The sequence below is a fragment of the Chthoniobacter sp. genome, from assembly GCF_040003245.1.
GTDB lineage: Bacteria > Verrucomicrobiota > Verrucomicrobiia > Chthoniobacterales > Chthoniobacteraceae > Chthoniobacter.
Genome location: NZ_JBDUCX010000097.1, coordinates 1 through 23,441, shown reverse-complemented (window position 1 = coordinate 23,441; position 23,441 = coordinate 1). Strand labels below are relative to the sequence as shown.

Annotated in this window: 21 protein-coding genes and 1 pseudogene; 10 read left to right on the top strand and 12 right to left on the bottom strand. The window is 62.8% G+C overall.

Translation table 11 applies throughout. From position 1 onward, the window contains the following. The 3 genes and pseudogenes from ABJF10_RS14950 to ABJF10_RS14940 all read left to right on the top strand — a co-directional run. A pseudogene (locus ABJF10_RS14950) lies at positions 1-160 on the top strand (serine hydrolase); the annotation flags it as partial. Between the two features lie 353 nt (positions 161-513). Then, on the top strand, positions 514-2,925 hold the full coding sequence (locus ABJF10_RS14945) for a DUF1592 domain-containing protein (RefSeq protein ID WP_348545388.1): 2,412 nt from the start codon (positions 514-516) through the stop codon (positions 2,923-2,925). Positions 2,926-2,947: 22 nt separating this feature from the next. Continuing rightward, positions 2,948-4,288, top strand: coding sequence for a DUF1552 domain-containing protein (locus tag ABJF10_RS14940; RefSeq protein ID WP_348545387.1), 1,341 nt, complete (start codon positions 2,948-2,950; stop codon positions 4,286-4,288). 96 nt (positions 4,289-4,384) lie between these two features. On the opposite strand, the gene ABJF10_RS14935 is transcribed toward ABJF10_RS14940, so the two are convergent. Together ABJF10_RS14935 and ABJF10_RS14930 are read right to left on the bottom strand one after the other, a co-directional pair. Further along, positions 4,385-5,758, bottom strand: a complete 1,374-nt coding sequence (locus tag ABJF10_RS14935) for an FAD-linked oxidase C-terminal domain-containing protein (RefSeq protein ID WP_348545386.1) — start codon at positions 5,756-5,758, stop codon at positions 4,385-4,387. A 6-nt stretch (positions 5,759-5,764) separates the two neighbouring features. After that, positions 5,765-6,481 carry a hypothetical protein gene (locus ABJF10_RS14930; RefSeq protein ID WP_348545385.1) on the bottom strand — a complete coding sequence of 239 codons (717 nt, stop codon included), beginning with the start codon at positions 6,479-6,481 and terminating at the stop codon, positions 5,765-5,767. Positions 6,482-6,619: 138 nt separating this feature from the next. Between ABJF10_RS14930 and fabV the strand changes: the two genes are divergently transcribed. Then, a complete protein-coding gene (gene fabV, locus ABJF10_RS14925; protein WP_348545389.1) occupies positions 6,620-7,816 on the top strand; it encodes an enoyl-ACP reductase FabV in 1,197 nt (398 codons plus the stop codon). 14 nt (positions 7,817-7,830) lie between these two features. Here fabV and nth read toward each other — a convergent pair whose 3' ends face one another. The 3 genes from nth to ABJF10_RS14910 are packed head-to-tail and all read right to left on the bottom strand — an operon-like array spanning position 7,831 to position 11,834. After that, positions 7,831-8,466: an endonuclease III gene (gene nth, locus ABJF10_RS14920; RefSeq protein ID WP_348545384.1), complete on the bottom strand. Its 636-nt coding sequence runs from the start codon at positions 8,464-8,466 to the stop codon at positions 7,831-7,833. Beyond that, entirely contained in the window at positions 8,463-8,738 is a 276-nt protein-coding gene (locus ABJF10_RS14915) for a hypothetical protein (protein ID WP_348545383.1), read from the bottom strand. The genes nth and ABJF10_RS14915 overlap by 4 nt, the downstream gene beginning before the upstream one ends. A gap of 9 nt (positions 8,739-8,747) precedes the next feature. Continuing rightward, a complete protein-coding gene (locus tag ABJF10_RS14910) occupies positions 8,748-11,834 on the bottom strand; it encodes a tetratricopeptide repeat protein (RefSeq protein WP_348545382.1) in 3,087 nt (1,028 codons plus the stop codon). A 125-nt stretch (positions 11,835-11,959) separates the two neighbouring features. Here ABJF10_RS14910 and ABJF10_RS14905 point away from each other — a divergent pair, with 125 nt between their 5' ends. From ABJF10_RS14905 to ABJF10_RS14890, 4 genes are all read left to right on the top strand, one after another. Further along, complete coding sequence (locus ABJF10_RS14905) at positions 11,960-12,652, top strand: hypothetical protein (RefSeq protein ID WP_348545381.1); 693 nt, start codon at positions 11,960-11,962, stop codon at positions 12,650-12,652. 10 nt (positions 12,653-12,662) lie between these two features. Then, complete coding sequence (locus tag ABJF10_RS14900) at positions 12,663-14,147, top strand: hypothetical protein (protein WP_348545380.1); 1,485 nt, start codon at positions 12,663-12,665, stop codon at positions 14,145-14,147. A gap of 91 nt (positions 14,148-14,238) precedes the next feature. Further along, on the top strand, positions 14,239-15,207 hold the full coding sequence (gene trpS / locus ABJF10_RS14895) for a tryptophan--tRNA ligase (protein ID WP_348545379.1): 969 nt from the start codon (positions 14,239-14,241) through the stop codon (positions 15,205-15,207). Positions 15,208-15,391: 184 nt separating this feature from the next. Then, on the top strand, positions 15,392-15,628 hold the full coding sequence (locus ABJF10_RS14890; RefSeq protein WP_006977431.1) for a DNA-binding protein: 237 nt from the start codon (positions 15,392-15,394) through the stop codon (positions 15,626-15,628). Between the two features lie 207 nt (positions 15,629-15,835). On the opposite strand, the gene ABJF10_RS14885 is transcribed toward ABJF10_RS14890, so the two are convergent. The 6 genes from ABJF10_RS14885 to ABJF10_RS14860 all read right to left on the bottom strand — a co-directional run bounded on the left by ABJF10_RS14885 (position 15,836) and on the right by ABJF10_RS14860 (position 20,588). Next, positions 15,836-16,837 (bottom strand): PIN domain-containing protein, encoded by a 1,002-nt coding sequence (locus tag ABJF10_RS14885; protein WP_348545378.1) that lies wholly within the window; start codon positions 16,835-16,837, stop codon positions 15,836-15,838. 65 nt (positions 16,838-16,902) lie between these two features. Next, the gene (locus ABJF10_RS14880; protein ID WP_348545377.1) at positions 16,903-17,853 is read right to left on the bottom strand and encodes an MlaD family protein; all 951 of its coding nucleotides are present in this window, start codon (positions 17,851-17,853) and stop codon (positions 16,903-16,905) included. A 12-nt stretch (positions 17,854-17,865) separates the two neighbouring features. Next, the gene (locus tag ABJF10_RS14875; protein WP_348545376.1) at positions 17,866-18,603 is read right to left on the bottom strand and encodes an ABC transporter ATP-binding protein; all 738 of its coding nucleotides are present in this window, start codon (positions 18,601-18,603) and stop codon (positions 17,866-17,868) included. Between the two features lie 2 nt (positions 18,604-18,605). Beyond that, positions 18,606-19,388, bottom strand: coding sequence for an ABC transporter permease (locus ABJF10_RS14870; RefSeq protein ID WP_348545375.1), 783 nt, complete (start codon positions 19,386-19,388; stop codon positions 18,606-18,608). A gap of 144 nt (positions 19,389-19,532) precedes the next feature. Next, entirely contained in the window at positions 19,533-19,802 is a 270-nt protein-coding gene (locus ABJF10_RS14865; protein WP_348545374.1) for a hypothetical protein, read from the bottom strand. Positions 19,803-20,024: 222 nt separating this feature from the next. Then, positions 20,025-20,588: a pseudouridine synthase gene (locus ABJF10_RS14860; RefSeq protein ID WP_348545373.1), complete on the bottom strand. Its 564-nt coding sequence runs from the start codon at positions 20,586-20,588 to the stop codon at positions 20,025-20,027. Between the two features lie 119 nt (positions 20,589-20,707). Here ABJF10_RS14860 and ABJF10_RS14855 point away from each other — a divergent pair, with 119 nt between their 5' ends. Next, positions 20,708-21,721, top strand: a complete 1,014-nt coding sequence (locus ABJF10_RS14855) for an alpha/beta fold hydrolase (RefSeq protein ID WP_348545372.1) — start codon at positions 20,708-20,710, stop codon at positions 21,719-21,721. Between the two features lie 77 nt (positions 21,722-21,798). Here ABJF10_RS14855 and ABJF10_RS14850 read toward each other — a convergent pair whose 3' ends face one another. Next, on the bottom strand, positions 21,799-22,482 hold the full coding sequence (locus tag ABJF10_RS14850) for a hypothetical protein (protein ID WP_348545371.1): 684 nt from the start codon (positions 22,480-22,482) through the stop codon (positions 21,799-21,801). A gap of 152 nt (positions 22,483-22,634) precedes the next feature. Here ABJF10_RS14850 and ABJF10_RS14845 point away from each other — a divergent pair, with 152 nt between their 5' ends. Beyond that, the gene (locus ABJF10_RS14845) at positions 22,635-23,360 is read left to right on the top strand and encodes a rhamnogalacturonan acetylesterase (RefSeq protein WP_348545370.1); all 726 of its coding nucleotides are present in this window, start codon (positions 22,635-22,637) and stop codon (positions 23,358-23,360) included. Positions 23,361-23,441 lie beyond the last annotated feature (81 nt).

Here is a 23,441-nt window from a genome sequence, read left to right as displayed (position 1 = left end):
CTTCGGCCACGGCGGCGCGTGGGGCACGCAGGCGTGGGTGGATCCGGTGAAGGGCGTGGCCTATGTGCTGATGGTGCAGCGGTCGAATTTTCCCAACAGCGACGCGAGCGGGGTGCGGCAGGCGTTCCAGGAAGCGGCGGCGAAGGCGCTCGGGAAGTAGGGAGCGAACGGCCGGTGGACGCCGGAGGCGTCAAAGAGTTTAGCCCCGGGTCGAGCGAGTCTTCGAGCGACCACCCCCGGGGTATCGTTAAAAAAGCAGCGCAGCTCCAACCGTCCCGGCCCCGGGCCGCATCCTCCGTCGATCAGCAGAAGAGATGCGGCTACCGCCGGGACGGTTGGATTGCCAGCTTAGGAGGAAGGACCCCGGGTGGTCGCTCGCGGACTCGCTCGACCCGGGGCTAATATCTGTTGTCCCTTCGGGACATGGGCGGCCGGGGCAGGCTTTCCATTTGCGCCGTTGCGTTTTGGCGTGGTTGCGGGAGTTTCGAGACGGTTTTTGAAAAGCCGTTTTTGATGCCCGTTCTCTTTCGTCATCTTCGTTGCGCCTGGGGCGTTCTCGCGCTGATCGCGCCCAGCGCGGGCGCGGCTCCGGCGGCGGGGCCTTTTCCCAAGGTGGGCGTGGCGTTTGTGGAGAGCCATTGCGTGAGCTGCCACGGGGCGGACAAGCAGAAGGCGAATCTCGCGTTACACACGGTGCACAACGACCTGGATTTGCTGCGGGCGCGCAAGCAGTGGCGCAAGGTGGTGGAGGCGGTGGAGTCCGGCACGATGCCGCCGGATGATAAGCCGCAACCCTCGGACGCCGAGCGGAGCGCGTTTGTAGCGTCGGTGAATGCGGTGTTTTCCGCGGCGAATACGGCGAAGCCCGATCCGGGCCGGCTGACGGTGCGCCGCCTGAACCGCACGGAATATAACAATACCATCCGCGACCTGCTGCACGTCGACTTCAAGCCGGCGGCGGATTTTCCGAGCGACGACGTGGGCTTCGGCTTCGACAACATCGCGGACGTGCTATCGGTCTCGCCGGTACTGATGGAGCAGTATCTCAATGCGGCGGAAGGGATCGCGGAGGAGGCCGTGCCGTTGAATGCCGCACATCCGCCCAAGCGCACGATGGCCGGCAAATTCTGCGAGCCGGCTTCGCCCGCGGTGCCGCAGGATCGCTTCCGGCCGATGAACGCCGGGCAAAAGGACCCGATCTCTTCCGGGCCCTTGCACACGATGACGCGGATCACGGCGGGAGACGAATACTGGGTGCGCGCGAAGCTCTATGTGGAGGGCACGCCGGATGAACCGGTGCGCGTGGCGCTGCTGGCCGCGGGGCCGAAGATCGCAGGCGCGGCGCCGGCCAGCGAGGTGGCGAAATTCGACGGCGTGCATGTGCAAAAAGTGCTGCCCTGCATCATTCTCAAGACTGCGGTGGTGACGGCGCGGGACGAGGCGCACGCGCAACTTATCGAGGTGAAGATCAGGGGGGCGGCGGGGACGGAGCGCATCGCGCTGGCGGCGTACAAGCCATCGTTTGGCAAGAAGTCGCCGACGTTGCGCGTGGAATTTCTGGAAACCGAAGGCCCGCTCGATGCGCGCACGCCCTCGAACAAGGCACTGATGGCTTTTACCTCGGACAAACCCGAGGGCGAGCAGGCGCGCGAGATCCTGACCCGCTTTGTCGCGCGCGCGTGGCGGCGTCCAGGCACGCCGGAAGAAATCAACCGGCTGTGCGCGATGGTGGAATACGCGGTGGGGCACAATGAAGGCTGGGAGGGCGGGCTGCGGCGCGCGATCACCGCGGTGCTGGCTTCGCCGAAATTCATCTTCCGCCTGGAGCTCGACCCGCAACCGGAAAATCCCGAGCCGCATCCAGTCGACGAATTCCAGCTCGCCACGCGGCTGGCATATTTCCTGTGGAGCTCGCTGCCCGACGATCGGCTGCTGCAACTGGCGTGGGAGAAAAAATTGAGCGCGAATCTGGATGCCGAAGTCCGGCGGATGTTGAAGGATCCGCGCGCCGTGGCGTTGGTGGACGACTTTGCGCTGCAATGGCTGCAACTCGGGCGCATCGCCACGCACAGCGCGGACGCGAAGGTTTTCCCGAAGTGGGAGCCGAAGCTCGCCGGCGAGATGATCGAGGAGACGCGCCGCTTTTGCGGGGAGATCGTGCAGGAGGACCGCAGCGTGCTGGACCTGCTCGACGCGGATTTCACGTGGGTCGACCAGCGTCTCGCGGATCTGTACGGGCTGAAGGTCCAGGGGCTGGGGCCGGACGAGTGGAAACGCGTGTCGCTCGCCGGCACGGCGCGCGGCGGGCTGCTCACGCAGGCGAGTGTGCTCACGGTGACTTCCAATCCCACGCGCACTTCGCCGGTGAAGCGCGGCAAATGGGTGCTCGAGCAATTGCTCGGCACGCCGCCGCCGCCCGCGCCGCCGAATGTGCCCTCGCTGGATGACAGCGGGCGCAAGGAGCTCACCGCCCCGACGTTTCGCGCCAAGCTGGAGCAGCATCGCAAGGATCCGAAGTGCGCGAATTGCCACGTCAAGATGGACGCGTTTGGGTTCACGCTGGAGAATTTTGATGGCATCGGGCAATGGCGCGACCGCGACGAAACCGGCGCGCCGGTGGATGCCTCGGCGAAACTCGGCTCGGGCCGCGCGCTCCGGGGCGTGGGCGATCTGCGGACCTTCCTGCACGCGCACAAGGAAGATTTCTCCCGGTGTCTCAGCGAGAAGCTGCTCATCTACGCGCTCGGGCGCGGCCTCGATTATTACGACGAGCCGACGCTCGACCGCATCCAGGTAGCGCTGGCGCGGGACGATTACAAGTTTTCCACGCTGGTGCGGGAGATCGTGAAAAGTGATCCCTTCCGTTTGCGCCGAGGCAAAGGACAGCAGACATTGGCGGCGGCGCCCGCGCCCGCAATCAAATGATAAGCATCACCACCGGCACCTTATGAAGACACCCCTGCTTTCGCGTCGCACACTGCTGCGGGGCCTCGGCACGGCGGTCGCGCTGCCCTGGCTGGAAGCGATGGGGCAGCTCACCGCTTACGCCGCAGGGCCGGATCGGCGGACGGCGCCGAATCGCCTCGCTTTCCTCTACGTGCCGAATGGCAAGGACATGCCGAACTGGACGCCGCGCGGCGACGGACCGCTGGCGGACCTGCCATCGATCCTCGCGCCACTCGCGCCGGTGAAGAACGACCTGCTCGTGCTCACCGGGCTCGCCGCGGACAAGGCGCGCGCTTACGGCGACGGCGGCGGCGATCACGCCCGGGCGATGGCCGCATTTCTCACCGGGGTGCATCCGCGCAAGACGGATGGGGCGGACTTGCGCGCCGGCACGTCGGTCGATCAGCTCGCCGCGCAACGCATCGGCGCGCTCACGCGGCTGCCCTCGCTGGAGATCGGCGGCGAATCGGGGAGCATGGCGGGCAATTGCGACTCCGGTTACTCGTGCGTCTACAGCTCCACGGTTTCGTGGAAATCCTCCACGCAACCACTGCCCAAGGAGATCAATCCGAAGCTCGTGTTCGAGCGGCTCTTCGGCCAGCCCGGCGGACCCGAGCGCGCCCGGCGCGATCTGGCGCGCAAGAGCGTGCTCGATTTCATCCGCGACGATTCACGCCAGCTTGTCGCCAAAATGGGCGAGGGCGACCGGCAGAAGCTCGACGAATATTTTACTTCGATCCGCGAGATCGAGCTGCGCATGCAACGCGCGGCCTCGCTCCCGGCGATCAACGCGCCGCCCGGCGTGACCTCGCCGAAGGGAATGCCGGACAATTACGCCGAACATCTGCGGCTGCTGTGCGACATGCTCGTGCTCGCTTTCCAGGCCGATGTGACGCGCGTGTGCACTTTCGTTTTTGCCAACGAAAGCAGTAACAAGAGTTACCCGGAACTGGGCGTGAATGAAGGGCATCACGAGCTCTCGCACCACGGACACGATGCGGAGAAGATCCGCAAGGTGCGCGCAATCAATACGTTTCACGTCACCCAGCTCGCCTATCTACTCAAGCGCTTGAAGAGCATTCGCGAAGGCGACGGCACTCTGCTCGACCATTGCATGATCGCCTACGGCTGCGGCAACAGCGACGGCGACCGGCACAATCACGACGATCTGCCGATTCTCCTCGCGGGACGCGGCGGGGGCACCATCGCCACGGGGCGGCACATGCGCTTCAAGGGCGAAACGCCGGTGTCCAATCTGTGGACATCGCTTCTCGAACGGATGGATGTGCGCGTGCCGTTTGGCGACAGCACCGGGCCGCTCAGCGGGCTCACGTCGGCGTAACAGAACGGACGCCGGAGGCGTCAGGGAGATTAGCCGATGGCCCTCCGGGCCGATGATCCGAAAGCCAATTCTGGGGGGGTCTACCTGGCAGACGCTCTACTTCACGAACTTCCCGGGATTCAAGATGCCGTGCGGATCGAGGGCGTGCTTGAGGGAGGCGTGGACGGCGCGGCTGACTTTCGTGGTGGCATCGGGCCACCAGCGTTGCTTGGCGATGCCGATGCCGTGTTCGCCGGTGACGACGCCGCCCCAGGCGAGGACTTGCTGGAAGAGTTCGTCGAGGGCGAGGCCGACCTTTTTGTAGACGGCCGGGTCGGCGTGATAGTTCGCGGCCATAATGTTGACGTGGATGTTGCCGTCGCCGGCGTGGCCGAAGCACGCGATGGGGTAGCCGTATTTTTTGCGCAGCTTTTCGGCGAAGGCGGCGAGGTCGGTGAGCTTGCTGCGCGGGACGACGATGTCTTCGTTGAGCTTGGTCAGGCCGGTGGCCTTGAGCGACTGGGAAAAGGCGCGGCGCAGGTTCCAGAGTTCCTCGCAATCGGCCTCGCCGAGCGCGGTTCGGGCGCCGATGGGCTTGAGCTTTTCCAGCAGGCGCGCGAGGGCGTGTACTTCGGAGGTGACGGATTCGGGCTGGCCATCGAGATCGACGAGCAGGTGCGCGCTGCCCTTTGGCGCGAGATGGGTGCCGAGGTATTCGCCGGCGGCGGCGAGGGTGAAGGAATCGGCGATTTCCAGCGCGGAAGGGAGAAAACCGGCGGCGAAGATTTCCTGCACGGCTTTCGCGGCCTGGCGAAAGGTGCGAAAACTGGCGGAGAGCGTGGCCCGCGCCGGCGGCAGCGGGAGCAGGCGCAGGGTGGCTTCGGTCACGACGCCGAGCAGGCCTTCGGAACCGACGAACATGCCGATGAGGTCGAAGCCGGTTTTATTTTTGTGAGTGCGCCCGCCGGTGCGCAGGATGTCACCATTGGCGAGCACGACCTCGAGGCCGAGCACGTACTGGCGGGTGACGCCGTACTTGAGGCAGCGCGGGCCACCGGCATTGGTGGCGATATTGCCGCCGAGGCTGCAATCCTTCCGGCTCGCGGGATCAGGCGGGTAGAAGAGCCGCTTTTTGCGGACGGCGTCTTGCAGGGTGGCGGTGATGACGCCGGGCTCGACGACCGCGACGGAGTCGGCGAAATGGATTTCCTTGATGCGATTCATCCGCGCCAGCGACAACGCGATGCCGCCGCGCAAGGGCACGCAGCCGCCGACGTAGCCGTAGCCGGCGCCGCGCGGAGTGACGGGGATCTGGCGGCGATACGCGAACTTCAGGAGCTTGCTGACCTCGGCGGTGGATTCGGCGAAGACGACGACTTCCGGCGGGTGGCTGGCGAACCACTTATCGGTGGCGTGCTGGGCGAGCGTGGCAGGCTCGATACTGACCCGGCTTTTGCTGAGCAGTTTCTCCAACTGGCGCGCGAGCAACATCCCGCGTCAGTGTCCGGTGAAGAATTTGGAGAGGCTGTTGCCGATCTTGCCGAAGACGTCCTTTTTCTCCGGCTGCTGGGTGGGCTTGTGAGTGACCGTCTTGCGCGGGTAATGGCGGCGCTGGCCCTCCCCGTCATCCGGGTCCGACGTGCTCTGGGTCTCGGCAGTCGCGGCACCGGCGCCGGGCTCGGCGGTGAAGCCGTCGTGCGAGACGACGTTGCCCTTGCCCGCGCTCACGACGATGTGGCCGATTTCCTTCCCGGTTTCGTCCAGGCACGTGATGTTCCAGAGCGGCGTGGCCTCGGCGCCTTCCTTGTGCAGGGCGTAATTGAGCGTCGCGATGGCCACGTTGTTGGCTTGGGCGTAATCCTGCGCGAGCGTGGCCAGCTTGTCGGAATCGACCTTCAAGCCGGAGGTGCCGAAGACATCGGTAGGCTTCAGGCTCTCGGCAAATTGCGAGATGTTGCGCGAGGCGACCACTTCGCCGCCGGCGACCACATATTCGTGCAGACCGTTCTCGTCCTTGGGGTCGTTGACGAGAATGTGCCAGCGCTCGGGAAATGGCGTACCGTCACGCGCTTCGATGCGGGCGATTTTCTTGGCTTCGCCGCGTGGGAGCTGCTTGATGGCGTTGAGGGCGGAGGTCGCCGGATCGGCCGCCGCGAGGCCCAGGCCGGCGGTGGCGAGCAAGCTGAGGAAGGAAGCAAAAAACGACGGGCGCATAACAAGAGGAACAATAGCCTGATATTTAAGGCCATTAGCGGATTATTTCAAAGCGAATGTCGGCGGGTGTTTTACAAGGCGCAAATGCCCGTGAGGAAATTCTTTACCCGCCGCCGCCTCACGCCCAAACATGCGTGCATGATCATCAAGCCCAGGATTCGTGGATTCATCTGCACCACCGCCCACCCCGCCGGTTGCGCCGCCCATGTAGACGAGCAAATCGCGCATGTGCGCGGGAAAGGCCCGATCGCCGGCGCGCCGAAGCGCGTGCTGGTGGTAGGCGCATCCACGGGCTACGGACTGGCGAGCCGGATCGTGCCGGCGTTTGCGGGTGGTGCGTCGACGATCGGGGTGTTTTATGAAAAAGCCGGTGAGGAGGGCCGCACAGCGAGCGCGGGGTGGTATAATTCCGTGGGCTTCGAGAAGGCGGCCCACGCCGCCGGGCTGTATGCGAAAAGCATCAACGGCGACGCCTTTTCCGACGCGATCAAGGAGCAGACCATCGCGCTCATCAAAGCAGACCTCGGGCAGGTGGATGCAGTCATTTACAGCCTCGCCTCGCCGCGGCGCACGCATCCGCGTACCGGCGTGACGCACAGTTCCACGCTGAAGCCAATCGGCGCGCCTTACACGGCGAAGACGGTGAATACCGACAAGGGCGTGGTGCACGACATCACGCTCGAGGCCGCCAGCGAACAGGAGATCGCCGACACGATCACGGTGATGGGCGGCGAAGATTGGGAAATGTGGATCGACGCGCTGCGTGCGGCCGGCGTGCTCGCGGACAAGGCGTTCACGGTCGCCTACAGCTACATCGGGCCGGATCTCACCTGGGCGATCTATCGCAACGGCACGATCGGCCGCGCCAAGGAGGATCTCGAAGCGACGGCCAAGCGGCTCCAGGAAAAGCTGGGCGCGACGGGTGGCCATGCCGTCGTCTCGGTGAACAAGGCGCTGGTCACGCAGGCCAGCAGCGCCATTCCCGTCGTGCCGCTCTATATCTCGCTGCTCTACAAGGTGATGAAGGCCGAGGGCCTGCACGAAGGTTGCATCGAACAGATTTACCGGCTCTTCGCCGACCGGCTCAAAAGTGATGGCGCCGCGTCTCCGCTCGACGAAGCCGGCCGCGTGCGCATCGATGACTGGGAAATGCGCCCGGACATCCAGCAAGCCGTGGCCAAGCTATGGCCGGTGGTGAGCACGGAGAATCTCGAGACACTCTCTGACATGGCCGGCTACCGGGCCGAGTTCCTCAAGCTTTTCGGCTTCGGCCTGTCGGGCATCGATTACGAAACGGAGGCGGAGCCCATCGCACCACTGCCCTCGGCGAGCTGATTGGCGAACGAAGGCTACACCTTGTCCGCGCTCGGGCAGATGGCCCGCAGTTCACAGCCGGGGCAATCCGGCTTGCGGGCGGAGCAGCGACGGCGGCCGTGCCAGATGAGCCAGTGGCTGAAGAGGGTCCACTGCTCTTGCGGGATCAATTTGACCAAGTCCTGCTCGATCTTCACCGGGTCGGTGTTTTTCGTGAGGCCGAGCCGGGTGCTGAGACGTTGCACGTGGGTATCGACGACGACGCCGACATTGATGTCGAAGGCGTTGCCGAGGACGACATTGGCGGTCTTGCGGCCGACACCGGCGAGCGCGGTGAGCGTCTCCATGGTGCGTGGCACTTCCCCACCGTGCCGGGCGACGAGCGCGGTACAGCAGGCGCGGATGTTCTTCGCTTTTGAACGATAGAAGCCGGCGGTCTTGACGATCTCCTCGAGCTGCTCCTGCGGCAGGGCGACGTAATCGGCCGCGCTGTGGCAGACGCGGAAGAGTTCCTTGGTGACGATGTTCACGCGCTTGTCGGTGCACTGCGCGGAGAGGATCGTCGCGACGAGGAGCTCGAGTGGCGTGGTGTAATCCAGCTCGCAATGCGCGGTCGGATAAGTGCGCGCCAGGATCTGGCAAACGGCGGCGGCGCGTTCGGCGCGGGTCACTTCTTTTTCGCCGGCGCCGGCGTCGCCGGCATGGGGCCGAGGACCTTCAGTCGTTCCTTGGCCTCGGCCACGTGATCGGAATCCGGGAATTTATTGACCAAATCGGTATAGGCCTTGATGGCCTCGATTTTCTGGTGCTTGCGAAAGTTGTCGACCTTTTCCTTTTGCAATTCGGCGGCGGTCTTCTTTTTTTCGCACGCCGTGACGCTGAGCACGCCGGCGAGCACGAGGAGGAGTGAGAGCTTTTTCAGCAAAGGGGTGGGAGACAGCATCCGCGCGGGTTATTTCTTGGGGGTGGCCTTCGGGGCGCCAGCGGGCTTGGGAGTGGCGACCGGTTTGGGGGTGGGGGTCGGCATGGGATACTTGCCGGTGGATTGATCCTCAAGCAATTGCGCGCCGCGCCAGAGTCCCTCGGCGGCGATCTTCGGCACGCCCGTGTAGAAGACGGAGATCTTGATGTAATTGTCGATCGCCGACGGGATGCGCCCGTTGTCCTTGTCAATGTCGCCCAGCAGGAGCATCGACTTGGCGCGCAACTCGGCGGACGCCTTCTGGGCCTTGATGACTTCCCGGATGCGCTTGATGGCGTCTTCGTCGTCGTGCTTCTCGTGCGAGGCCACGGCGATGCCGTAATTGACCTCGAGCATCTTCGGCGACCACGGGAAATTCTGCTCGAGCTCGGAGAACATCTTGCCGCCCTTCTCTTTACTCGCGGCATCGCCTTTCGACTGGTAGGCCTTGCCGAGGCCGGCGAGGACAATGGCGCGGGCTTCCTGGGCTTCGCGCGGCGCGGTCTTCGCCTCGCCGGTAATCTTGTAATCGTTGTCCAGCTTCTCGTAAACCTTGATGGCCTCATCGATCTTCTTGTTCTCGATGAGGGCCTGCCCGTACAGATCGAGATCCTCGGGGGCAAACTTGAGATCGGGTTTGTAGGCAGCCGACATTTCCTCGACGGCCTTGGCCTTGTCCTTGTCGTAGGTCAGCGCGGCGAGGGTAAAGAGTACCTTGGCCCGCGTGCCCGGCTTGCCGGAGAACTTCTCCGCGAGGTCCTTAAAGTATTTCTCGATGTCCGCCTCGGTCTTGAGCTTCACCGCCTGCTGGAGCCGCTGCACGTCCATGATCGTGTTCAGCGCCTTGGCGACCTGCTGGCTTTCGGGAAATTCTGTGAGCAACTTTTCCGCCGCCTCGGCACTCTTCTCGACACCCTTCCTCCATTCGACGCGCTTCGCTTCCTCGATCGCCAGGTACGGCCCCTGCGAATCGGCGTAGGTTTTCCAAAGAGTCGCGATCTTCAGCAGGGCCTCGGTGGTCGAGGGATCTTTCGGCCGCTTGGTGACGAACTCTTCGTAGCTTTTGATCGCGTCGGTCCCGCTCTTGGTCGTCGTCGTCTGGATTTGCGCGATGAAGTCGTAGGCCTGGAAGAGCGCGGGGCTGTCCGGGTAGTTCTTGATGAACTCTTTCATCACCGTGAGGCACTCATCGAACTTCTGCTCGGTGAGGAGAATCTTCGCCCGCTCGAAATACGAGTAGGGCGCCGGGTCGCTCTTGGGAAAGTCGGTGGCCACTTTCTTGAAGGTGACGAGCGCCTCCGCGGACTGGTTGGTCCCGGCCTGCGCCTTGCCGAGGGCGAAGAGCGCCGGCGGGGTATACGGGCTCTTCGGGTATTTTGTGAAGAACGCCTGCAACTCCGGAATCGCGCCCTTCGGATCCGTCTCCGAAAGAATCTGCCCGACCTGGAAATGCGCCTGCTCAGCTTGCGGTGTGCCCGGAAATTTGTCGCGCACGTCTTTGAATTGCTTGACCGCCTCGGGCAGCTTGCCCGTCTTGGAAAAGATCGTGCCGAGATAGAACTCCGCGTCGACGGCCAGTTCCTTCGGCGGATTCTTGGCCAGCGTGTCCTTGAGCGCGGCGATCGCGGGGTCGAATTGCCCCAACTCGATCTGCGCCCCCGCCCGGGCCAGCACCATCGCACCGAGCAATTTGCCCTTCGGGTACAACTCGATGCCCTTGCTGAAATACGCGATCGCCTTGTTGGCGTCCTTGTGTTTCTCCGAGAGGAACATCGCCCCCATTGCGAGCGGCAGATTCTCCCCGAGCGGGTCGGCCTTGTAGGTGTTCTCGAAGGCGTCGTATTTCTCCACCGCTTTGTCCACGATATTCTGCGCGGCATAGGTCATGGTCACGAAATAGTCCGCCTGCTTTTTCTCGTTCGGATCGTCGATCACGCCAAGGCTGTCCATCTGCGTATAAAAGACGCGGGTCTCGTCCCAGCGGGCTTCGCTGAAATAGATGACGCCGCTCCGGAGCTTCGCGGTCAGCGTCTGGTCCGGCCCCTGCTCAACTTGCGCCAGTCTTTCCGTCTCCTTGTCGACCAGCCGCTGGAATTTTTGCCGATTCGGAATGTCCCTGGCCGCGAGCGCCTTGGTGCGCAGGTCGGCGAATTGCGCGATGCGCGCTTTCTGCGCGGCGATGATCGCGTCCTTGCTGGCGACCGCGCGGAAGGCCTCGAGTGATTTATCGAAAGTCTCCTGGCGCTTCTGCTTGTCGTCCGGGTTGTCCATGAACCCGGCACGGGCCAGCAAAAGTTCCCCGATCTGAAATTGCGAGTCGTTCATCAGCGCGACGTTTTGCCGCTTGGCGATGATGTCGCGGAACAACTTTTCCGACTCGTCGAACTGCGCATCGGCGGCAGGGTCCGGCGCGCCGGGCTTTTGTTTCGCGTTGCTGCCCACGGCGGCGAGCGTGAGGGCGAGGAGATACTGGCTGTCCTGCACCGTGGGGCTCTGGGCAAACTTGGTCAGGTTGCCCCGCAGCGCGGCGATGGATTCATCGTAGCGGGTGAGTTGAAAGAGCGTGAGCGCCTTGTAGTAGGTGGCCGATTCCGCCTCTTCGCTGTTGGGGTACTTGGCGAGGTAGACGTCAAATCCCTTCACCGCGTCTTCCTGGATCCCTTTGCGCTTGGGGTCCTCGGGTGGCAATTTCGAGGCTTTGGCCGCCAGGACCTGCGGCGTCATGCTCAGCGACAGCTCGACGAGTGGGGCGAATTCCGGGGCCAGGTTCTTGGCGTCGAGCACGCGCTTGAAATCGGCGAGGGCGTCATCATATTCGCCGGCGAGATAATGGTTGCGGCCGCCGTAGAAATTCGCCTCGGGCACGCTGGGCACCTGCGGAAATTTTTTGACCAGCTCGTCGAATTTCGCCGCCGCTTCGCCATACTTGCCCGCGTCCGACATCGCCTGCGCTTCCTGCATCATCTGCACATCCAGCGTCGCCGCGGCGGGCGCTTGCGCTCCCACCGGCCCGGCGCCAAGGATCGAACTGGCAAGGCAGACAAGGGCAGTCGGCGGAAAACGGCGGTCGAAAAGCATAGGGAGGAATGCGAAAGGTGCTGGAACATAACGAAGCGATTTTCCGCTGACTACCCCTTTTCTCGCTAATAAACCCGGAAAGCGCTTTTTTCCTGCCTTGGCAGTTCATCTGGCCGCCTAAACCTATGTCCCAACCGCCCATCCTCGTCACTTTTGCCCTGCCGCAGGAGAGCCGCGACTTCCGGCAGGCTTTGCGACCTGGACGCGATGACCACCTGCGCGTGGAGCATTTTGGCGTTGGCCCAGCCATGGCCGCGGAGCGCATCGGCCGCCTGCTGGCCACGGAAAAACCGCGTCTCCTGATTTGTGCCGGGTTTGCCGGCGGGCTCGATCCGCGCCTGGCGATCGGCGACCTCGTCGTGGCGGAGAACTTTTCCACCCCGGAGGTCCTCGCGCGAGCACGCGCCGGGGCCGTCGGTCAGCCGCGGTGTCGGTTCGGATCCATCATCAGCGGTGAGCTGGCGGTGGAATCGGTCGCCGGCAAAGCGGCGCTCTTCCGGGAAACCAGCGCGCTGGCTGTGGACATGGAAAGCGAAACCGTCGCCGTCGCCTGTCGCGCCGCTGCCGTGCCGCTGCTGGTCGTCCGCACGATCAGCGATCCGGCTGGCACACCGTTGCCCGTGCCCTTTGCCGATTGGTTCGACAAGTCGAGCCAGCAACCGCGAGTCTTCGGGCTATTAAAGTACCTCGCGCTGCATCCCAGCCGCATCGTCCCTTTCACCCATTTCGTCCGCGGCCTCGGCCCCGCGCGGCGGACACTGACGGAGTTCCTGATCGCATTCGTTCATCAAGCTCGCATCCCGACCGAGGGAATTTAGTCTCGCGGTCATGCGCAGACACCCCTGGCTCACGGCGACAATAGTCCTCGTCGCTGTCTGCGCGGTTCTGTTCTTTTGTCTCGAGTGGCGCGCCGAGCAACGGTGGCGGCGCTACGCGGCGGACGCCCGGGGGCACGGGGTGAAGCTGTTGCTCTCCGATTTCGCCCGCCCGGAGATCCCTGATGAGCAAAACTTCGCCGCTCTTCCAATGATGCGGAAGGCTTTCGCCGGTCCCGCGGGAGAAAGCGCATTCACTTTGCCAGATGTAGCAAACTCCGGTGCGGACCACCTTCCCTTTCCAAAAGGGGATCGACCTCCCGTCTTTGGCGACATCACCAAGGCACAAGAGATCGTTTGGAGCGACTGGCAGAAGTATTTCCAAGCTGCGGGTTTTCTCACTGAGTTGTCCGACAATCCACCCGCCGATGTATTGCGCGCGCTGGATCATTACGCGCCGCAATTCCAGGAATGGAGCGAATGGCGGAAACGCCCGCGATGCCGTTTCCCGCTGGATTTCACGAAGGGCATGAACATCCCGTTCTCGCACCTCAGTACGTTCCAGAGGGCGGTGAAGGTCTTTGCCCTGCGCATGCGCGCGCACCTGGCGGTGGGAGATTCGGCGGCAGCTTACGTGGACTTTCAGGACGGACTTCAAACTTATCGCGCTCTGCGGGAGGAACCCGTGCTCATCTCGGGCCTGGTCCGAATCGCCAACTTGCATGTCCTGCTGGCGGGCGTGGGCGATGGCCTGCGGGATCGGACGTGGCAGCTCGCGGAACTGGCGCGGATCGAGACCGACCTCGCCGCGATCCGCGTTTGGGACGACTGGCGCCTCGCTCTGGAGTCGGAACGCGGTTATGTCAATTCCACGATGGAATCGTGGCTGCGGGCCTCGATGCGAGAGCGCGGCAAAATGGTGGCGGAAACTTTCGCCTTCGGCGGACGGAATCCCACCCAGGAGATGGAGTTCCGATTCTGCCCGCGGATGGTGTTTCGCGACAATCAACTGCGCCAGAATCAATACCTCGATGAACTTTTGGCCCGCATCGACACCGCGCACCAAACGATCGACATCGATCGCCCGGCGCCTTCTTCCGCGGAACAGATCACCGACATTTACGAACGCCTGCATTACTTTCTCTTCGCCACCTCCGCCGGCGCTTTTGGCGGAGTCGAGCAGCGCTATGTGCAGTTGCAAACGCTGCTCGATGAAGCGCGGCTGGCGTGTGCCCTCGAACGCTTCCGCGCCAGTCGCGGAACCTACCCCGAGAGACTGGCGGACTTGGCCCCGGAATACATCGCGACCATCCCGACCGACATCTACGCCCGTGCGCCGTATCGCTACCAACGGCTGGGCGAAACCAGCTTCCGGCTCTATTCCGTCGGCCAAAACCGGACGGACGACGGAGGTCAATTGGTGCCCGGTGTGCAGGAGCGAAAGCAACTCGATGCCCTCTGGATCTATGCGCCTCCGGCGCCCGCGACTCCGCCCTGACTCCGCGCCACCCAGTCGCGGTCCCGCTTCACCGCCCCTCTGCGGTTGACAGGCCCGCGCGCTGTCGCGGATGTTGCGCGCCCGCACTTCGATGAAACGCATCCTCTCCGGCATCAAGCCCACCGGCAAACCACACATCGGGAATTATTTTGGCATGCTGCGTCCCGCCATCGAGTGGCAGGACAAGGGCGAAGCATTTTATTTCATCGCCGACTATCACGCGTTAACAACCGTTTTCGATCCGGCGAAGCTCCGCGAGTACTCGCGTGGCGTGGCGCTGGATTTTCTGGCCTGCGGGCTGGACCCGGCGAAGGCGGTGCTCTTCCGCCAGAGCGATGTGCCAGCGCATACGGAACTGGCGTGGCTGCTCACTTGTCAGACGCCGATGCCGATGCTGGAGAATTCGCACGCTTACAAGGATTACCTCGCGCGGGAAAAGACGCCGTCGCACGGAATCTTCGCGTATCCCGTGCTCATGGCGGCGGACATCCTGATTTACGACTCGGACATCGTGCCGGTAGGCAAAGACCAGAAGCAACACGTGGAGATCACGCGCGATATCGCGGTGCGCATGAATAATCTCTACGGCCCGATCTTCAAGATACCCGAACCAAGCATCGTTCCCGCAGTGGCGACGATTCCCGGCCTCGACGGACAGAAGATGAGCAAGAGCTACGACAACACCATCGAGCTCTTCCTCGAGGAGAAGGCGCTGAAGAAAAAGATCATGGGCATCGTCACCGATTCGACCCCGGTCGAGGCGCCGAAAGACCCGACATCTTCCTCCATCGTAGCACTTTATCGGTTTTTCGCGCCCGAGACGGACGTCGAAAAGATGGAGGCAGATTTCCGCGCCGGCGGTGTGGGCTACGGCGATTTCAAGAAGCGTCTTTTTGGTGCGATTTGGGATTATTTTGGTCCGATGCGCTTGCGGCGCGCGGAACTGGCGGCGGATTTGGGCTACGTGGACTCCGTGCTCAAGGCCGGCGCGGAGAGGGCGTCATCGACCGCCAATCAAGTAATGGAGCGGGTTCGCAAGGCAGTAGGGCTCCGGGATTGACCCGACCATGTAGCGCGCAACGCTACTGAATTCTCTTAAAAATCGCGGCGATGGAGATTCTTAAAAAAGGCGGAAATGCCAAAATCTTGCTGTTGCACGGCCCAATATTCCGTTTACCATTCCCCCCTCTTTGCTCTCCGGATTGTTTCGGCTTCGGGCAAATGAGGTCAGTAATTGTTTGTATATGAGCTACCAGAATCCAGGGGGGGAGAGAATGGGATCCGATCCGATTGCATCCGAAAAAGTTGCCATCGAGCGGAAGATCTTTTTCCTCGACCTCAAAGAAAATCAGCGCGGTCGGTTTTTGAAGATCACCGAAGATGTGGGCGGACGTCGTGATACCATCATGCTTCCAGCGCCGGCATTTAAGGACTTCCTCGAAGCCCTGCAGCGCCTGGTCGAATTCGAGGCCAAGCTTTAATCGGCTAGGTTCCCAGATCGACCCTTCCTCCTCGGTGCCCGTGTGATCCCGTGTGATCGTTAGCGGGCGCTCTTGAGGTATGAACTTGAGCCGCTTCTGCGACGGGGCGGCTCTTGTCGTCTCGCAGAAAGTGGATGGCCGCACTCGTATTCAGCGGGCGATTCAAGGTGGACGGCTGTCCACCATCCGCTACGCACTGGCCGCACCTCACGCTGCCCGCAAGTCCGCGAAGAAGAGGCGCCCGGCGCTCGTCTGTAAAGCGCTGGCGACCACCACCGGCACCGTCTTGCCGATCTGCCCTCGCGCGTGGTTCACCACGATCATCGTGCCATCGGGCAGATAGCCCACGGCTTGGTGCGAGTCCCGGCCTTCTTTCACGAGGGCCAGATCGACCTCGTCGCCCGCCGCGAGCTGCGGCTTGAGGGCCTGGGTGAGGTCGTGGAGATTGAGCACGGAAACATTTTGTAGCCGGGCGATGGAGCACAGGCCGGAATCATTGGTCAGCAGCCGGGCATCGAGCATCTTGGCGACCTGGATGAGCTTCGTGTCCACTGGGGTGTGGGAATCGTCCTCGGTCTCATGAATGGTCACGCTCAGGTTGGGGTCGAGCTGCATGCGTTGCAACCGCTCGAGAGCCAGGCGCCCCCGCTCGCGCTTCTGCTGATCGTGGGAATCCGCGAGGCGTTGCAATTCATCGAGCACGAAACGCGGCACCACCAGGGAACTGCTCAAAAAACCGGTCACGCAAAGCGCCGGAATGCGACCGTCGATAATCACGTTCGAGTCGATGAGCAGGGGCGCGTCGTGCACCGTCGCCTGCCGGAAACGCACGTACGGGATGATGATGGCAAACTCATCGCGATTACTACGGATGGCCAACATCATGCCCACATAGCTGAACGTAGCGTAAACGAATAGGGAGCAAACCCACTGCGTCTGTACCGGCGCAAGATCGAGAATCCGGGAACTGAGCAGCAGCTTGGAGAAGAGAAAGCCGATGAGCAGACCCAGCGTGGCCGAGGAGAAGACACGGAGCGAAATGCCATGCAGCAGGCGGTCGGCGAGCACCACCCCCAGCCCGAAAACCGCGCCAGCCAGAGTGCCCGCCACCGGTGAGCCCAGCAGAGGCTCGCCAATCATCGACCCCACACAGGTGGCAAAGGCAATAAACAGCGCGCGAAGTAGATTGATGGTCAGGACAGGAGTCATCGTAATGGAAATGACCTCTTAGAGAGCATTCGGCGAACCACTCCGCCGAAAGAATGGACTCTGGGCTACCGGCGTTTAGGGCGAGGAGTCGGGACGGCTGCCGGCTCTTCCGCCGGGAGAGGGCGATCCTTGTAAAAGAGCACCCCGGAACGTCGCATATTGCCGATCAAGGCCTTGAGATTATCGGCCGTCTGTTTGTCCGCCAGCAGCAGTCCGAGAGTGCCCTCGCCGGAGTTGGCTTTGTTCAGCAGCGAGCGCGCCGAGTCCGCCACCTTGCGGAAATCGCCGATCCCCAGGCGCAATTCGCCCGCCGCTCCGTCCACGGTCTTCAGCGTCACCTTGGCCGAATCCACCGCTTCCTGGGTCTTGATCACCATCAGATCCAAATCTTTCGAAGCCTTGGAGAAGTTCTCGGTGGCGGATTTCAGGTTGACCAGCGTGTCCTCCAGGTTGTCGAGGTTCTTCTTGTTCAACAACTCCTGGTTGATACTCGCGGTCGCGGTTTTGATTTCATCCAACTCCGCGCTGAGCTTGCGGAGGATCTCGGTGTTCAGGGTGTCCATCATCTGGCTGCCCTTGCTGGTCAGTTCATCGAGACCACCGGTGCGCTGGCCGGTGATGAGTTCATTGGGCTGGGCCATGTCCTTGGGGTCGAAGTCCGGGGGCACCACCACGTCCACGTAGGAGTCGCCGAGCATGCCATTGCTGCGAATCTGAAAGGTCGCCTTGCGCGGAATGTGCACCGAATCCCGAATGCTCAGCTCGACTTCGACTTCGTAGATCTCGCCGGTCAATGCCGGAGCTTTGGTGGTGACACCGATCCGGGCGCCGGAAAGCAGCACATCGGAGCCCTTGACCAGCCCGCTGGCATTGGGGAAACGCACGCGGATGGGGTAGAACTTCTCCAGCCCCTGGCCAGCGCGGCCGAAGGTCACGACCAGGGCCGCGATCACCCCGAAGCCGGCCAGCAGGAACAGGCCGACGAAGAATTCCACACCTTTGCGCTCTGTACTCATGAAGAAATGGAGCTAGGCGGAATCGCCGGAATGGCCCTCGATGAAGTTGACGATACTCTCGTCCCGCGAAGCCCGCAGGTCCGCCGGCAGGCCGTGAAAATAGATGCGGCCCTCGTGTAGAAAAGCGATGCGGTCGGCGGTATGAAACGCAGTCTTCATGTCGTGAGTGACCACCACGGAAGTCACCGCCAGCCGCTTTTGCAAGCGACGAATCAGGTGGTTGATCGAGTCCGAGGCGATGGGATCGAGCCCGGTCGTCGGCTCATCGTACAACAGGCAGGCCGGCCGCGAGACGATGGTACGCGCCAGGCCCACCCGTTTGCGCATGCCGCCACTTAGGTCCTCGGGCATCTTGTTTTGTTCGCCCGCGAGATCCACCATATCCAGGGCCTCGGCCACCCGGTCGCGAATTTCCAGCGGGTTCTTCAAGCCCGACTCGCGCAGGGGAAAGGCGATGTTTTCCTCCACGTTCATCGAGTCGAAGAGGGCGGCGCTCTGAAACAGCATGCCTAGCTTTTTGCGCAGGTTGCCGAGCTTCCGTTCCGGGAGGGGCGTGATGTCTTCGCCTTCCACCAGCACTTCGCCGGAGGTCGGTTTCAGGAGCCCGATGAAATGCTTGAGCAGCACGCTCTTGCCGCAGCCGGAACGGCCCATGATCACGCACGTCTCGCCGCGGGTAATCTCGAGATCGACTCCGCGGAGCACTTCTTTGGTGCCCAGCGTTTTCCGGAGTTGGCGCACGGAAATCATTCTCAGACGCCTCCCGGGAAGATGATGTTGAGCGCGAAGCTGAGGAAGAAATTCAGGATCAGGACGGACAACGACCCGATGACCACCGCTTCCGTCGGGGCGCGTCCCACGCCGACCGCGCCATTTTTGGTGTTCAAGCCCTGATGGCAGGCGATGAAGACGATGACGATCCCGAAGACAAATCCCTTGGTCAGCGCCATCTTGAGGTCACGCGAGCCGACGTAGCGGAGGGTATTCTGGATATGGTACGGCCCGGAAATATCCAGGAGGTGCACCCCCACCAGGTAACTCGATATGATGGAGACCGCGCAGCATTCCGCCACGAGCAGGGGCATGGAAAGGAGCATGGCCAGCACGCGCGGCACGACGAGGTAATCGGTGGGATGCACGCCGAGCGCCCGCAAGGCATCGATCTGCTCGGTCACTTTCATTGTACCAATTTCCGCGGCAATGGCCGCACCGACGCGGCCGGAAACCATCAGCGCCGTGAGCACCGGCCCCAGCTCGCGGAACATCGCCACCGCCACCACCGAGCCCACGGCCGACTTCATGCCCAGCCGCGAGAATTGAAAATACGTCTGCGCCGTGAGCACGGCACCGGTGAAGGCGCCGGTAACGAGCACCACCATCTGCGAGCGCCAGCCGACCTCCACGATCTGGCGCATGAGCAGCCGCCAGCGAATCGGCGCGACCACAATGGACACGCAAGTTTCGTAGGCGAGCGCGGCCAGCTCGCCGAGGTATTGCAGTAGCGACAGCGCGGTGCGCCCGAGCGTGGTAAGCATTGGGGAGCCGCGACGCTAAGCGCCGGGGAGCATCTTGTCTACTGCGAGTGCCGGGTGCGTCGTTCTTAGTCCGCAGTGCGCAGTGCTCCTTCAGCACGTCGCGAAATCCCTACGGAAAATTAATTACAGAAAACTCCCTCCCGTTCAGGAGGGCAAGTGCAGCGGCTGCGTCTTGCTCTTCGGGTTCAACTCCTCCGGCACTGCGCCAACCACGCGCGGATCGAGCCCGATCTTGCGGAAAATAGCGCGGATCTCCTGGATGCGCAGCGCGGGCTCATCGAAATCCAAATAGACGATGTCGTGGTTGCTATCGACCTTGTAATGAAGCCCCGGCACGGCTTCGAGTTCATGATCCAGCTCGAGAATCTTCTCCAGATTTCGAACTCCGGCGGCGTAGATTTCGATTTCGATCATAGCTTTACTTTGTCAACACACGGGATGCTAAAGCCACTCTAGATAACGTCGCAACGACTATTTTCCAAAGTGTTGAAAAAACTTGCTTTGCGCTACACGGGGGCTTCGAGGGACTACGTAGACTCCGAGGGTCAACCAAGGCCGCGGCGAAGGGCGGTTAGTTCACTTCTTCAACGCCGCCCAAGGCGGGATTCTTTCACCCTTCGAGGCTCCCGGCGCTTTTCAAGCGAAGATGGCGGCGCGTTCCTGCGAGGAAAGCTCGCGCCACGTCCCCGGCGCCAGCGAGCCCAACTCGAAGTGGCCGATCTTCACGCGCACCAAGCGCAGCGTGGGATGCCCAATGGCGGCCGTCATGCGCCGGACCTGGTGATTCTTGCCTTCGATCAATTCCAGCGCGATCCACGCCTCGGGGACATTCTTGCGAAAGCGAATCGGCGGTACCCGCGGTGGCATATCCGGCTGCGGATCGAGCAGCCACGCGCGACAGGGCAGCGTCTGGCGTCCGCCGATCACCACGCCACGCTCCATCTGCGCCAGCGCCTCGCGCGGCGGCACGCGCTCGACTTGCGCCCAGTATGTCCGGTGATGCCCGCGCGTGGGATGCAGCAGGCGCGCGTTCAAGGCCGCTTCGTCGCTCAACAGCAACAGCCCTTCGCTGTCCGCATCGAGACGCCCGAGCGGATAGACGCCCTTGGGAAACTTGAAATCCGCCAGCGGCCGATGCGGCGATCCATCGGGCGTAAATTGGGAGAGCACTCCGTAGGGTTTGTGAAAAGCGAGCAGCACGTTGAGGCGAGCATTTCGGAACGGCGGAGAAAAAGCGAATCGAGGATCCGCTCCCACCGTTGAATCCGTCACCCCCTTCTTTTCGTAAGAATCTGCGCTACCCTTCCGTATTACTGGCAATGCCTGACACCGACCCCGCCCTTTCCCGTCCGCCCCGGCGCGCGTTGCGCCGCCTCTGGATTTTCTTCGCCATCCTAATGGGTATCGGCTTCGTCGCCGTCAATGGCGCCGCCTATCTCGCCGCGCGCACCATGACGCATTACGTGCCGAATGCCGAGCGCCCGCACATTCACGTGCCCATGACGGCGTGGGACAAGACGCGTCTCTTCCTCGGCACGCTCTCGCTGCCGCGGCCGGTGAATCATCTCACGCCCGCCGATCGCAGGCTCGCGTTCGAGACGCTGCACTTTCGCGGTTCGCACGGCTTGCAGCTCGAGGCCTGGCGCATCCCCGGGCAGGAGGGCCAGCCGGTCGCGCTGCTCTTCCCCGGCTACTGCGGCAGCAAGGATTCGCTCCTCGGCTACGCGCGGGAATTTCATCAGCTCGGCTATGAAACCTGGCTCGTCGATTTCCATGGCGTCGGCGGCTCGCAAGGTCACACGACCACGATCGGTTGGGATGAAGCGGACGACGTGGCCGCCGCCTGTCGTGAGGCCGCGCGTATGCGGCCCTGCGCGCCGCAGGTGCTTTTCGGCACTTCGCTCGGTGCCGCCGCGATCCTGCGCGCGGAACATCTCCATACCGTTCAGCCTGCCGCGCTCGTCCTGGAGTGTCCCTACGATCGGCTCGTCACCACCGTAGGCAAGCGCTTCAGCGCGTTCGGTATTCCGGCTTTTCCCCTCGCAAACCTGCTCACCTTTTGGGGCGGCGCGCAACTGGGGTTCGACGGGTTCGCGATGAATCCCGTGGAATACGCGCGCGACGTGCGTTGTCCCACACTGCTCCTCGAGGGCGACCGCGACGTCCGGGTCGGCCTGCCGAACGCGCGCGCCATTGCCGAGGCCCTCGGCACGCACGGCACCTTTGAGTTGTTCAAGGGGCAGGCGCACGCCTTCTACCTGAGCCGTGCGCCGGAACAGTGGCGCCATTCGGTGCAAGGTTTCCTCGCGGCGAATCTCCCGGCGTTGAGGTGAGGGAGTGCTTAGTTCCTCGTTCTTAGTTCTTAGTATTCGCTCTGGAAGACTGAGCACTAAGCACTAAGAACTTCTCCCTACTTCTTCGCCATCAACTTCGCCAATTCCGCCTGCTCCGTCTTGGCGAGTTGCAGGGCGGTTTGATACTTCGCGGCGTCCACGTTGAAGGCGGCCACCCCGGCATCGTCGCCTTTGCGCAAATAGCCGCGTTCGTGCTTCAAATTGTCGTACCATTCGGCCAGCCGCTCGAATTCCTTGCGGTTCGCTTCGATCCGTTCCGCCGGGCTCAGCACCTTCGGTGCTGGGGACATGGTGGAAGCAGAGGCTGCGACGGCCTTCGACGGAGTGGCGGCCGGCGCACCAGCGGCCGGTGGCGCCGGAGTAGCCGCTGGCACTGGAGCGGGTTGACCCACCGCCGCCACGACTTGGGCGGGCACAGGAAGGTGAAATTGGGTGTCGCCCGCGGCGGCGATTGGGCCCCCGGTTTTCCCGAATTCCGTCAGCGCATGCACCGAGTCGGCATTGCCGCCGTTCACAAAAAACAGGACCAGCAACAGCATGGCCCCCCGCCGCCAGTGGCGCGTGGGGTGGGCTATTTCACGATGTTTCATCCGGAAAAAGAACGGCCCAAAAGGCACGAGAAGCACCGCCAATCCCCAAGGCGGGCTCACGCCGAATGCTGCTTTGACGAGCAGGAGGCGTCCGACCAGAGAGCAGGCCAGGAAGGCAAGGAGGAAGGCAATGGCGGGTATGGCTGGCATGTCGCCTCTCTGATTTAGCATTAAGAGTACCCGTGAGGCCCGGCCAATCGTGTAATTGCGGAGAGTGCGCCGTTCCCTCTGGTCCCGGCTCGCAGTGAATTCCTCCGTCTTGCATTCACTCACGGCCGGCGAAATGATTCCCGCCGCTCCCCATGTTCACCCGTCTCCTCCCCGCTTTCGTCCTGTTCGTCGCCGGCCTCGCCATCCTGCGCGCGGCCGACACCACTCCAGTGAAAATCGCCGTCATCGGCGACTCCACCGTCTGCGAATATCCGGCCGACAGCCCGAACCGCGGCTGGGGGCACTACATTGGCGAATCCTTCCGCGAAAACGTGCAGATCGTGAACCTCGCCGCCAGCGGGCGCAGCACGAAGACGTTCATCGGCGAAGGCCGCTGGACGAAGACGCTGGCCGAAAAGCCACAATTCATCCTCATCCAATTTGGCCACAACGATTCGCACGCCAAGGATCACCCGGAGGCGACCGACGCAGCGACCGATTACCGCGAGTACCTCCGGCGCTACGTCACCGAGGCGCGCGCCGCGGGCGCGGTGCCGGTCTTCATCACGCCGATGCAGCGCCGCAATTACCAACCCGACGGGACGCTGCAGGACATTCTCCTGCCCTACGCGGACGCGATGAAAGCGATCGGCGCGGAGCTTCACGTCCCCGTCGTCGACCTGCACGCGATGAGCGGCGAGCTGTATCTCCAGCTCGGTCCGGAAAAGAGCCTGGAGCTCGCGAACAAGCCCGGCGATGCCACGCACTTCGGTGAAAAAGGCGCCCGCGCCATGGCGGAACTGGTGATGAGCAAACTGCCCGGCGCGGTGCCGGAATTGAAGCCGCTGTTGAAGGCTCCGGGATCCACTGCGAAGTAGAAAGCGGTTTCGCAAAAGATGCGATTCCCTCGCGGTGTCATCCTTGTATATCGCCCAACGCGACGAATCGTGATGATTTGC

What these genes read in the sequence shown, in the direction of transcription:
- ABJF10_RS14905 (WP_348545381.1), top strand. Translation starts at nt 11,960, where the DNA reads ATGTCCCAACCGCCCATCCTCGTCACTTTTGCCCTGCCGCAGGAGAGC.
- ABJF10_RS14870 (WP_348545375.1), bottom strand. Translation starts at nt 19,388, where the DNA reads ATGCTTACCACGCTCGGGCGCACCGCGCTGTCGCTACTGCAATACCTC.
- trpS (WP_348545379.1), top strand. Translation starts at nt 14,239, where the DNA reads ATGAAACGCATCCTCTCCGGCATCAAGCCCACCGGCAAACCACACATC.
- ABJF10_RS14855 (WP_348545372.1), top strand. Translation starts at nt 20,708, where the DNA reads ATGCCTGACACCGACCCCGCCCTTTCCCGTCCGCCCCGGCGCGCGTTG.
- ABJF10_RS14940 (WP_348545387.1), top strand. Translation starts at nt 2,948, where the DNA reads ATGAAGACACCCCTGCTTTCGCGTCGCACACTGCTGCGGGGCCTCGGC.
- ABJF10_RS14910 (WP_348545382.1), bottom strand. Translation starts at nt 11,834, where the DNA reads ATGCTTTTCGACCGCCGTTTTCCGCCGACTGCCCTTGTCTGCCTTGCC.
- ABJF10_RS14875 (WP_348545376.1), bottom strand. Translation starts at nt 18,603, where the DNA reads ATGATTTCCGTGCGCCAACTCCGGAAAACGCTGGGCACCAAAGAAGTG.
- ABJF10_RS14880 (WP_348545377.1), bottom strand. Translation starts at nt 17,853, where the DNA reads ATGAGTACAGAGCGCAAAGGTGTGGAATTCTTCGTCGGCCTGTTCCTG.
- ABJF10_RS14900 (WP_348545380.1), top strand. Translation starts at nt 12,663, where the DNA reads ATGCGCAGACACCCCTGGCTCACGGCGACAATAGTCCTCGTCGCTGTC.
- fabV (WP_348545389.1), top strand. Translation starts at nt 6,620, where the DNA reads ATGATCATCAAGCCCAGGATTCGTGGATTCATCTGCACCACCGCCCAC.
- ABJF10_RS14845 (WP_348545370.1), top strand. Translation starts at nt 22,635, where the DNA reads ATGTTCACCCGTCTCCTCCCCGCTTTCGTCCTGTTCGTCGCCGGCCTC.
- ABJF10_RS14885 (WP_348545378.1), bottom strand. Translation starts at nt 16,837, where the DNA reads ATGACTCCTGTCCTGACCATCAATCTACTTCGCGCGCTGTTTATTGCC.
- ABJF10_RS14850 (WP_348545371.1), bottom strand. Translation starts at nt 22,482, where the DNA reads ATGCCAGCCATACCCGCCATTGCCTTCCTCCTTGCCTTCCTGGCCTGC.
- ABJF10_RS14915 (WP_348545383.1), bottom strand. Translation starts at nt 8,738, where the DNA reads ATGCTGTCTCCCACCCCTTTGCTGAAAAAGCTCTCACTCCTCCTCGTG.
- ABJF10_RS14865 (WP_348545374.1), bottom strand. Translation starts at nt 19,802, where the DNA reads ATGATCGAAATCGAAATCTACGCCGCCGGAGTTCGAAATCTGGAGAAG.
- ABJF10_RS14935 (WP_348545386.1), bottom strand. Translation starts at nt 5,758, where the DNA reads ATGTTGCTCGCGCGCCAGTTGGAGAAACTGCTCAGCAAAAGCCGGGTC.
- ABJF10_RS14890 (WP_006977431.1), top strand. Translation starts at nt 15,392, where the DNA reads ATGAGCTACCAGAATCCAGGGGGGGAGAGAATGGGATCCGATCCGATT.
- ABJF10_RS14945 (WP_348545388.1), top strand. Translation starts at nt 514, where the DNA reads ATGCCCGTTCTCTTTCGTCATCTTCGTTGCGCCTGGGGCGTTCTCGCG.
- ABJF10_RS14930 (WP_348545385.1), bottom strand. Translation starts at nt 6,481, where the DNA reads ATGCGCCCGTCGTTTTTTGCTTCCTTCCTCAGCTTGCTCGCCACCGCC.